11 protein-coding genes are annotated in these 7,649 nt (G+C 46.5%); 9 read left to right on the top strand and 2 right to left on the bottom strand.

Going from position 1 to position 7,649, the window contains the following annotated elements; all coding sequences use genetic code 11:
- A partial coding sequence (locus tag EBR25_11755) for a DUF2029 domain-containing protein (protein NBW41658.1) occupies positions 1 to 682 on the bottom strand: 682 nt, incomplete at its 3' end.
- 96 nt (positions 683 to 778) lie between these two features.
- On the opposite strand from EBR25_11755, the gene EBR25_11750 reads away from it, so the two are divergent.
- The 7 genes from EBR25_11750 (at position 779) to EBR25_11720 (ending at position 5,184) form a co-directional block, all read left to right on the top strand.
- Entirely contained in the window at positions 779 to 2,293 is a 1,515-nt protein-coding gene (locus EBR25_11750; GenBank protein NBW41657.1) for an IMP dehydrogenase, read from the top strand.
- Between the two features lie 5 nt (positions 2,294 to 2,298).
- Positions 2,299 to 2,709, top strand: a complete 411-nt coding sequence (locus tag EBR25_11745; GenBank protein ID NBW41656.1) for a hypothetical protein — start codon at positions 2,299 to 2,301, stop codon at positions 2,707 to 2,709.
- A complete protein-coding gene (gene maf, locus EBR25_11740; protein NBW41655.1) occupies positions 2,681 to 3,286 on the top strand; it encodes a septum formation protein Maf in 606 nt (201 codons plus the stop codon). The genes EBR25_11745 and maf overlap by 29 nt, the downstream gene beginning before the upstream one ends.
- Positions 3,274 to 3,975, top strand: a complete 702-nt coding sequence (locus tag EBR25_11735; protein ID NBW41654.1) for a YggS family pyridoxal phosphate-dependent enzyme — start codon at positions 3,274 to 3,276, stop codon at positions 3,973 to 3,975. The genes maf and EBR25_11735 overlap by 13 nt, the downstream gene beginning before the upstream one ends.
- A gap of 109 nt (positions 3,976 to 4,084) precedes the next feature.
- Positions 4,085 to 4,177, top strand: a complete 93-nt coding sequence (locus EBR25_11730; GenBank protein NBW41653.1) for an AURKAIP1/COX24 domain-containing protein — start codon at positions 4,085 to 4,087, stop codon at positions 4,175 to 4,177.
- 211 nt (positions 4,178 to 4,388) lie between these two features.
- A complete protein-coding gene (locus EBR25_11725) occupies positions 4,389 to 4,808 on the top strand; it encodes a hypothetical protein (GenBank protein NBW41652.1) in 420 nt (139 codons plus the stop codon).
- Positions 4,735 to 5,184 carry a YggT family protein gene (locus EBR25_11720; GenBank protein ID NBW41651.1) on the top strand — a complete coding sequence of 150 codons (450 nt, stop codon included), beginning with the start codon at positions 4,735 to 4,737 and terminating at the stop codon, positions 5,182 to 5,184. The genes EBR25_11725 and EBR25_11720 overlap by 74 nt, the downstream gene beginning before the upstream one ends.
- Positions 5,185 to 5,264: 80 nt before the next feature.
- Here EBR25_11720 and EBR25_11715 read toward each other — a convergent pair whose 3' ends face one another.
- Entirely contained in the window at positions 5,265 to 5,843 is a 579-nt protein-coding gene (locus EBR25_11715; GenBank protein ID NBW41650.1) for a hypothetical protein, read from the bottom strand.
- A 107-nt stretch (positions 5,844 to 5,950) separates the two neighbouring features.
- Between EBR25_11715 and EBR25_11710 the strand changes: the two genes are divergently transcribed.
- Together EBR25_11710 and dnaK are read left to right on the top strand one after the other, a co-directional pair.
- On the top strand, positions 5,951 to 6,703 hold the full coding sequence (locus EBR25_11710; GenBank protein ID NBW41649.1) for a nucleotide exchange factor GrpE: 753 nt from the start codon (positions 5,951 to 5,953) through the stop codon (positions 6,701 to 6,703).
- 235 nt (positions 6,704 to 6,938) lie between these two features.
- On the top strand, positions 6,939 to 7,649 hold a 711-nt coding region (gene dnaK, locus EBR25_11705), incomplete at its 3' end, for a molecular chaperone DnaK (protein ID NBW41648.1).

Below are 7,649 nucleotides of genomic sequence, written 5' to 3'. Positions count from 1 at the left end.
CACAGATAATGAAAGCACCGCCAATTGCGAGCCCTCCCAGGAATCGTCGCGGAAGAATGAGCAAGAGTGAAATTATAAGTAAGATAAAGAGCGGAGCCTTGAAGTAGAGAAAAGAGGTCGTAAGTCCAGCAGAAAAGAACCGTTCTTTTCGTATAAGATAAAATGCAACTCCAAGAATGAAGACACCGATCGCGGAAAGTTGCCCTCCAGCGAGGGTTTCGATGGTAAATGGCGTGAAGGCAACAGCGCCAAGATAGAAAAGCATTCTGGAGAAAGGGAACTGGTAGTCCAAGGCCCGAATCACAAGCTCTAGCCCGAGCAGAAATACAATGAAGGAGGTGAGACTCCATGCACAAAACGCTTGAGGCAGAGAGAGGAAGGAGAATGGAATGAAAATGAGGGCTACAATCGGGGGATATACAAAGGGAAGGAACGGGAGCTCGTTTGCTGAAACTCCGAGAAGCTCACTCTGAAAGAGCATCTGGTTCGAAAAACTGTAGAGGGTCTCAGCAGTGAAAGATTCGTACAGCAATTTGCTACCTGTATAAAAAGCAATAAAGTCGCCACCAAGTGGCTCATCATTCTGTAACAAAAGTCCTTCGATACCTGAGAGGAGTCTGAGATGCTCTCTGATGGTTAAGGCAATGATCACGAGGAATACGGTCGCCGTTGATGCGGTCAAAGCCTGTCTTATCCGAGTTGAGTTGATACGCTTTCTCCACTGGTTTTCATTTAAGAAACAGGGTACACTTTAGGGTCAAAAAATACAGGAGGTATTTTGGCACATATCCTCGATGACATCTCTCGTACTTTTAATGAGTTCTTACTCCTTCCTGGGCTTACTCGAGCTGAGCATGTACCGGGAAATGTCTCTCTGAAGACTCCCCTCAGTCGATATTTTCCAGAGAAGGAGGAGCCGTCGCGAGTATTAAATATTCCCCTAGTGTCTGCTGCTATGCAGTCTGTCTCAGGTTCTGAGCTGGCGATCGAATTAGCTCGAAAAGGTGGTGGTGCATTTATTTATTGCTCTCAGCCCATAGAGGAGCAGGCTGATATGGTTCGGTCTGTCAAGGAGCATAAGGCGGGGTTTGTCGTCTCTGATTCTAACCTTTCTCCTGATGTGCCGTTGTCCGATGCAATTGCATTGAGAGAACAGACGGGGCATTCAACTATCGCTATTACAGAAGATGGGGAGAGTTCCTCAAAATTATTAGGACTTCTTACCAGTAAAGATTACTGGGAGTTCAAAGATGATCTGTCACGACCTGTGCGCGAGTTTTACACCCCTGTAGCGAATCTCGTTCTCGCTCATGAAGGGGTGTCGCTTACGGAAGCAACAGAGCTGCTGTGGAAGAATAAGAAGGAGTGTCTTCCGATTATCGATAAATCAGGATGTTTAAAGTACCTCGTTTTTCGAAGGGACTACTTTGATCATAAATCGAACCCCGACGAGTTAACTGACGACCAAAAGCGTCTTTTCGTAGGGGCTGCTCTTAACACCTTTGATTATTTAGAACGTGGTAAAGCGCTTGTTGCAGCGGGAGTTGATGCGCTTTGCTTTGATTCCTCTGACGGCTATACAGACTGGCAGGCAAAAGCTTGCAGGGAATTAAAAGAAGCAGTCGGACCTCATGTTCCTATTGGAGGGGGAAATGTTGTCTCTGCTGAAGGATTTAACTACTTAGTTGAAGAGGCAGGGGTTGATTTTGTAAAGATTGGAATTGGTGGTGGCTCAATTTGTATTACTCGAGAGCAAAAGGGAATCGGCCGAGGTCAAGCTTCCGCGGTGCTGGAGGTTGCAAAGGCTCGGGATGAATATTTTGAGAGAACGGGTGAGTATGTGCCTATTTGTTCGGATGGTGGTTTAAATAATGATACCAATATCATTATGGCGCTTGCGATGGGGGCAGACTTCGTCATGATGGGCAAGTACTTTGCGATGACAGCAGAAAGCCCAACTCCGACACTGACGTACCGTGGTAGACTGTATAAGCCTTATTGGGGTGAGGGCTCACGGAGAGCGCGAAATTGGCAGCGCTATAAGCAGGGCGACAAAGGAGAGTTAATCTTTGAAGAAGGTGTAGATGCCTACGTTCCTTTCAGTGGCTCTCTCGGAGAGAAAGTCGAGACGACCGTCTCTAAAATGAAAGCGACAATGTGTAATGCAGGAGTTCTGACGGTGAAGGAGCTTCATAAGAATGCAGTACTCACGCGAGTATCGGAGATGACGCTCGTGGAAGGGGGTACTTCCAGTGTTGAGCAACTCGATAGAATTTATGCAGAGCGTGATTAATAACCTTGATTTTTGAAAACGATTTCTTACAGCAGTGCGAAAGAGCTTCTCAACGAGGATTTCCTCTCTTTGATGATGTCGGGTGCCTTGTCGGAAGAGGTTATGCTGATATCGGCTATGAAGTTTTTGTTATGCTTCCCTCAGGTCAGCTCCTGTCGTTATTAACGGGGCAGACCTCGCGTTTTGCAGCTGAAGATAGAGAGCATTTTTTCTCGGTGCCAGACCTCGATACTGTCGTTCGTGTCCTTGAAGAAGCGGGATGTAGTATTGAGAGCAGCATTCGACTTGAACAGAGAACGTGGAGTGTTCAGATAAGAAGTGGTGACGGACGGACTGTTGAGGCACTTGCTGATAATCTTCACTTAGCGATGATGATGGCGATCCATGATGGAATACTTATTCAAAACGAGTGCTGAAACCGAGATTATTCTCGCATCAGCGTCGCCTCGGCGGAGCGAAATCCTTTCATCCATGGGAATTGAATTTCAGATAGTGCCAAGTGGAGTGGATGAAGAAAGTATAAAAGGCCCACCTGAAGTTTTAGTTGAACGGCTGTCCCTTCTGAAAGCGGAAGACGTCTCTCGTAGTTATCCGAATCATTGGATAGTAGGGGGAGATACGGTGGTGGTGGTAAATAATGAAATACTTGGTAAGCCATCTGATCGCGAGCATGCACGTGTGATGTTGCAAAAGCTTTCAGGGACAACTCATTCTGTATTCGGCGGTGTTACCCTGATGCACCGTGAAGATGGTGTGCAAAAGAGCTTTGTCTGCGAAAGTGAGGTCACCTTCATAGACCTTTCCGACGAGTGTATCGAGCGGTATATTTCGAGTGATGAATGCTTTGATAAGGCTGGTTCGTATGCAATTCAAGGACAGGGACAGTTTTTCGTGGAGCAGATAGTCGGTTCGTATACGAATATTGTGGGCATAGATGCTCAGAAGACAGCACTATTGCTTTTAGAGCAGGGAGCAATCGAATGGAGGAGATAAAAACTCGATATGAGGAGATTCTTCACCGTATTCAAGTTGCAAAAAAGGTAGCTCCCCATTCTCGAAAAGTCACCCTGCTTGCTGTTTCTAAGAAACAGCCTCTAGAGCGAATTCTTTTTTTACAAGAGAGTTGTTTAGAAGACTCGATTTCTCTCGGTGAAAACTATGTGCAGGAGTATCGGGAAAAAAGAGACCGTTTACGCCCGCATATCGCTCACCTGATCGGTGCTTTGCAAAGCAATAAGGCGAGGGAGGCAGTAGCTCTCTTTGACTGTATTGAAAGTGTCCATTCGGAGAAACTTGCAGGTGTTCTCGAAAAGGAAGCTGCTCGAATTGAGCGACAAATCCCCGTCTTTTTGCAAATAAATATTTCTCAGGATTCTCAGAAGTCAGGGCTGAGCGAGACGGAGTTCTTAAAACTCGTAAAGAATTGGCCCGTTCAGCACCGCTGGTTGCTACTTCGGGGTGTGATGACTATTACTATGGATTATGGGGAGCCACAGAGGGTCAGAGAGGACTATCGTAGGTTGTATAATCTTGCGGAGAGTGCCTTTGCACAGTTTCCCGAGAGCTTCGGTGGAATACCCCCTGAAATCAGTATGGGGATGTCTGGAGACTTTGATATCGCGGTCGAGGAGGGAGCTACCGTCATTCGCGTTGGAAGCGCTTTATTTGGGCCCAGAGGGTGAGTTTTTGCAGGATTCGAGGGGGTATTATGCTCCTGCTCTTGACTTTCGTAAGCGAGAGTGGCGAAATCACTGCTCAGATATTTTGAGCAAGTATTAAGGCACAACTCATATGGCCAATGACCTAAAAAAGCGTCGGAAGAAGATACGCAAGCACAAGCACAAGAAGCGGCTGAAGCGTAACCGGCATAAGCGTAAGAAGTAGTACTAGGACTCTCCATTCCACTGGTAGTCCTTTCTTAGTAGTCTTTTCGCAGAAGTCTTTTCGCAGAAGTCTTTTCGCAGAAGTCTTTTCGCAGAAGTCTTTTCTCTCTGGAATTTCCACGGTTTCGGGTTAACTGCCGAGAACCCTTGTTCTGCGTGCTCCGTGAGCATTACCGTAAAGTAATAAGGCAGAGGGGTCGATAATACCCATTATGGGAATTGAGAAATACCGGCAACATATGCCTGAGAATGATGCTAACCAAGCGAAATCGGCACGATTAGAGGCTTTTGAGCAAGAGGCTTCGCCACTACTGGATGAGTTTGGGAAGGAATCGAGTTCAGCCGGTGATAAGGGCAGTCAAAAAGAACGCCCTTTGAGTTTTCTCAAAGATGTCTCTCTTGCCGTTCAGGTGCAATTTGGTCAGACCGAACTTTCTATTCACCGCCTTCTCCAGCTGAAAGAGGGCTCTATCCTCGTTTTAGATGAAGATAAGGACTCTGGGTTTAATTTTCTGATTAATGGAAATCAAGTTGCTCGGGGTGAAATAGTGATCGTGAATGATCACTATGGGATTCGCATCACTTCAATCAAAGAGCCCCATTTTTTCATTGATGGTGAGTCGAGGGAGTAGGATTCCCTCTATTGCAGAAATCAGAGATTCTCGTAAGACTAGCCTTATGATTTTGCTCGGAAATATCCTTCAAGCATTGGCGCAAGTGCTTGATGTTCTCATTACCACTGCCAATATTTTGATTATCGCACGGGTTGTTGTTTCGTGGGTAAATGCCGATCCGAGAAACAAACTTGTGGCGGTCATCATCGGGAGTACTGAGCCGATGATGGCACCATTACGGCGTCGACTACCGCTTGTATTCGGACCAGTTGACTTGACGCCGATTGCCTTATTACTGGGATTGATCTTCTTAAAAATTGCCCTTGTAGAATCTCTGATGAGCTACGGAGTACTTCTCGAGGGGGCTTCGATTGCAGGCGGTGCTTCATTTTAGTGGAGTGATAAAAACTTCTAGTGATACAGAATTCTCTATTGAATTAGGGAGCAATCGAAGGGGAGTGTCGACTGTTTGCATTATGAATAGAGGCGGGTTTTGAGGGGGCGCTCAATAACGGCTTCAACTCTTGACAAAACCCATTCCCATTCTTCTTGTAGCGTAAGAGTACTGGTATCACGTCTCTCTTCTAAAAAACCATGTAGCCTAAGCAGTCGTCGCAATGCGTGAGCAGCTGCTCTGTAGATGAAATCAGGTGTGCTCGAGTGATCACTTAATGCTTGCAAACCATCAACCGCAGTTAAATAGAGTGCTTCGGCATTTTCAAGAGAATCCTCTTGGCTCAAGGCATCAAATGCTTCGCAAAGAACGCACGAGGTGCTGAAGAGGGATAATGATTCTCTGAGACGAATCATTGTTCGTTTCGGAACGAATCCATTAAAGAGATAGAGCTCGCCCCGTCCCTGTTGAAGCTCAGCTTGTCCAATATCGAATGGCTCGGGGAAGGATGAGAAACGCCTCTTACTTCGCTTCACCCCCTTGGCAATTGCGCTGATCTTCCCAAGATTGGGGGTAAGAAGCCGATAAATACAGTCATTCTCACCGCTTGGATAGCTTCTGAGGACCAACGCGTCTGTCTGAGTCGTATCTTTTTTCATTGATTATTGATGTTTTCTAGAGTCTTTCTCCTGCAACGAGAGGGGACTGAGTTGCAATGGAGCACACGAGTGATTATAGCTATGGGGGCAAATAAAGCGATAGGATAATGGCAGAGAAAAAAATTCCAATAGAAGATCCAGAAGTCATGAACAGTAACGAGAGTTCTTCCGGAAAGGGAGTAACGGACAAGCATCAACACGCGACCAGTGAACAGGGAGCACAGAGTGCCACGAACGATACAGAACAAGAGAAGAGTACGGAAGTTCAGTCAGGAGAGCACGAAGAGGACGGTTCTACTGGCCCTTTTTCTTTTTTTGGAAAGAAAGGTGGAGAAAAGACCGTTCCTGAGTCTTCATTGAAGGAAGCACAAGAGAAGTATATCCGGGCGCTTGCAGACTTTGAAAATTTTAAGAAGCGGTCGGTCAAAGAGCGTAGTGATCTCCTGAAATATCAGGGAGAGCGTGTTTTTATTGACTTACTTGAGGTAGTGGACAACTTAGACAGGGCCATAGAAGCAGCAGATAGCTATGAGCTTACTGAAGATGGACAAAGGCTTCGAGAGGGGGTTGCTCTGATTCATAGGATGTTTCTTCAGGTTTTGAAAAAATGGGATGTTCGTGGAGAGGCCGCGATAGGAGAGACGTTCGATCCCCAAAAACATGAAGCAATCAGTCAGATGCCGTCCTCAGAGTTCGCAGCCGGAGTAGTAATGAATGAGCTTGAGAAGACGTACTTCTATAAAGATAAACTGCTCCGCCCTGGGAAAGTGGTTGTAGCGATGGCGCCAACAGCACCCCAAGGAGAGGAGTTGACCGCTGAATCAGCATCTGAGGGGAGTGCTGGAGAGGCGGAGGAGTAGGGATACTCGAAGCTTCGAGTGCCGTATTTCGGGAAAGATATCGTTCGAGAGTCCTTGAAAAGTGCATCAAGAATGACTATCTGAAAGGAAGAGGAAGTAGAGCGCATCGGTATCTACTTGAATTTGCTGATATTATTTAGCAAGAAGGGAGTTTTTCCGGCACCAACGGGTGAGAGTAGAGACTTTTTACGGTGAAGATTTCGATTAACAGCAAAGACAAGGAAAGGAAGTAGACATGGGAAAAATCATTGGAATTGACCTAGGAACCACGAATTCATGTGTCGCAATCATGGAAGGGGGCTCTCCTAACGTCATTTCAAACAGTGAAGGAGCACGTACAACGCCATCAGTGGTAGCAGTGAATGAAGCGGGTGAGCGGCTTGTTGGTCAAGTGGCAAAGCGTCAAGGCGTAACCAATCCAAAGAATACCGTTTTTGCTGTTAAGCGTTTAATTGGTCGGAAGTTTGAGGCTCCAGAGTCTCAAGATGCAAAAAAGGTTCTGCCGTATGCGATTGTCGGCGCAGACAATGGAGACGCGTGGGTAGAACTGCGTGGTGAGAAGAAGAGCCCTCAAGAAGTCTCCGCGATGATTCTCACGAAGATGAAACAGACAGCTGAAGACTACCTAGGTGAAGCTGTTACTGATGCCGTTATTACAGTTCCTGCGTATTTTAATGATGCCCAGAGACAGGCGACTAAAGACGCTGGAAAGATTGCTGGTCTCAATGTGCAGCGAATCATCAATGAGCCTACCGCAGCTGCGCTCGCATACGGACTTGATAAAGAAGGCGAAAAGAAGATTGCAGTTTTTGATCTTGGTGGTGGTACCTTCGATGTGTCCATCCTTGAGCTGGGGGATGGTGTCTTTGAGGTGAAATCAACGAACGGAGATACATATCTTGGTGGTGAAGACTTCGATCTGAAGTTAGTTGACCACCTTGCTGAT

This window comes from bacterium (assembly GCA_009926305.1).
In the GTDB taxonomy this organism is placed as follows: domain Bacteria; phylum Bdellovibrionota_C; class UBA2361; order UBA2361; family RFPC01; genus RFPC01.
This window is presented reverse-complemented; position numbering and strand designations above follow the sequence as displayed.

Bases quoted from the DNA above. Each gene is read 5' to 3' on its own strand.
- maf (NBW41655.1), top strand. From the start codon at position 2,681: ATGGAATACTTATTCAAAACGAGTGCTGAAACCGAGATTATTCTCGCA.
- EBR25_11735 (NBW41654.1), top strand. From the start codon at position 3,274: ATGGAGGAGATAAAAACTCGATATGAGGAGATTCTTCACCGTATTCAA.
- EBR25_11730 (NBW41653.1), top strand. From the start codon at position 4,085: ATGGCCAATGACCTAAAAAAGCGTCGGAAGAAGATACGCAAGCACAAG.
- EBR25_11725 (NBW41652.1), top strand. From the start codon at position 4,389: ATGGGAATTGAGAAATACCGGCAACATATGCCTGAGAATGATGCTAAC.
- EBR25_11720 (NBW41651.1), top strand. From the start codon at position 4,735: ATGATCACTATGGGATTCGCATCACTTCAATCAAAGAGCCCCATTTTT.
- EBR25_11715 (NBW41650.1), bottom strand. From the start codon at position 5,843: ATGAAAAAAGATACGACTCAGACAGACGCGTTGGTCCTCAGAAGCTAT.
- EBR25_11710 (NBW41649.1), top strand. From the start codon at position 5,951: ATGGCAGAGAAAAAAATTCCAATAGAAGATCCAGAAGTCATGAACAGT.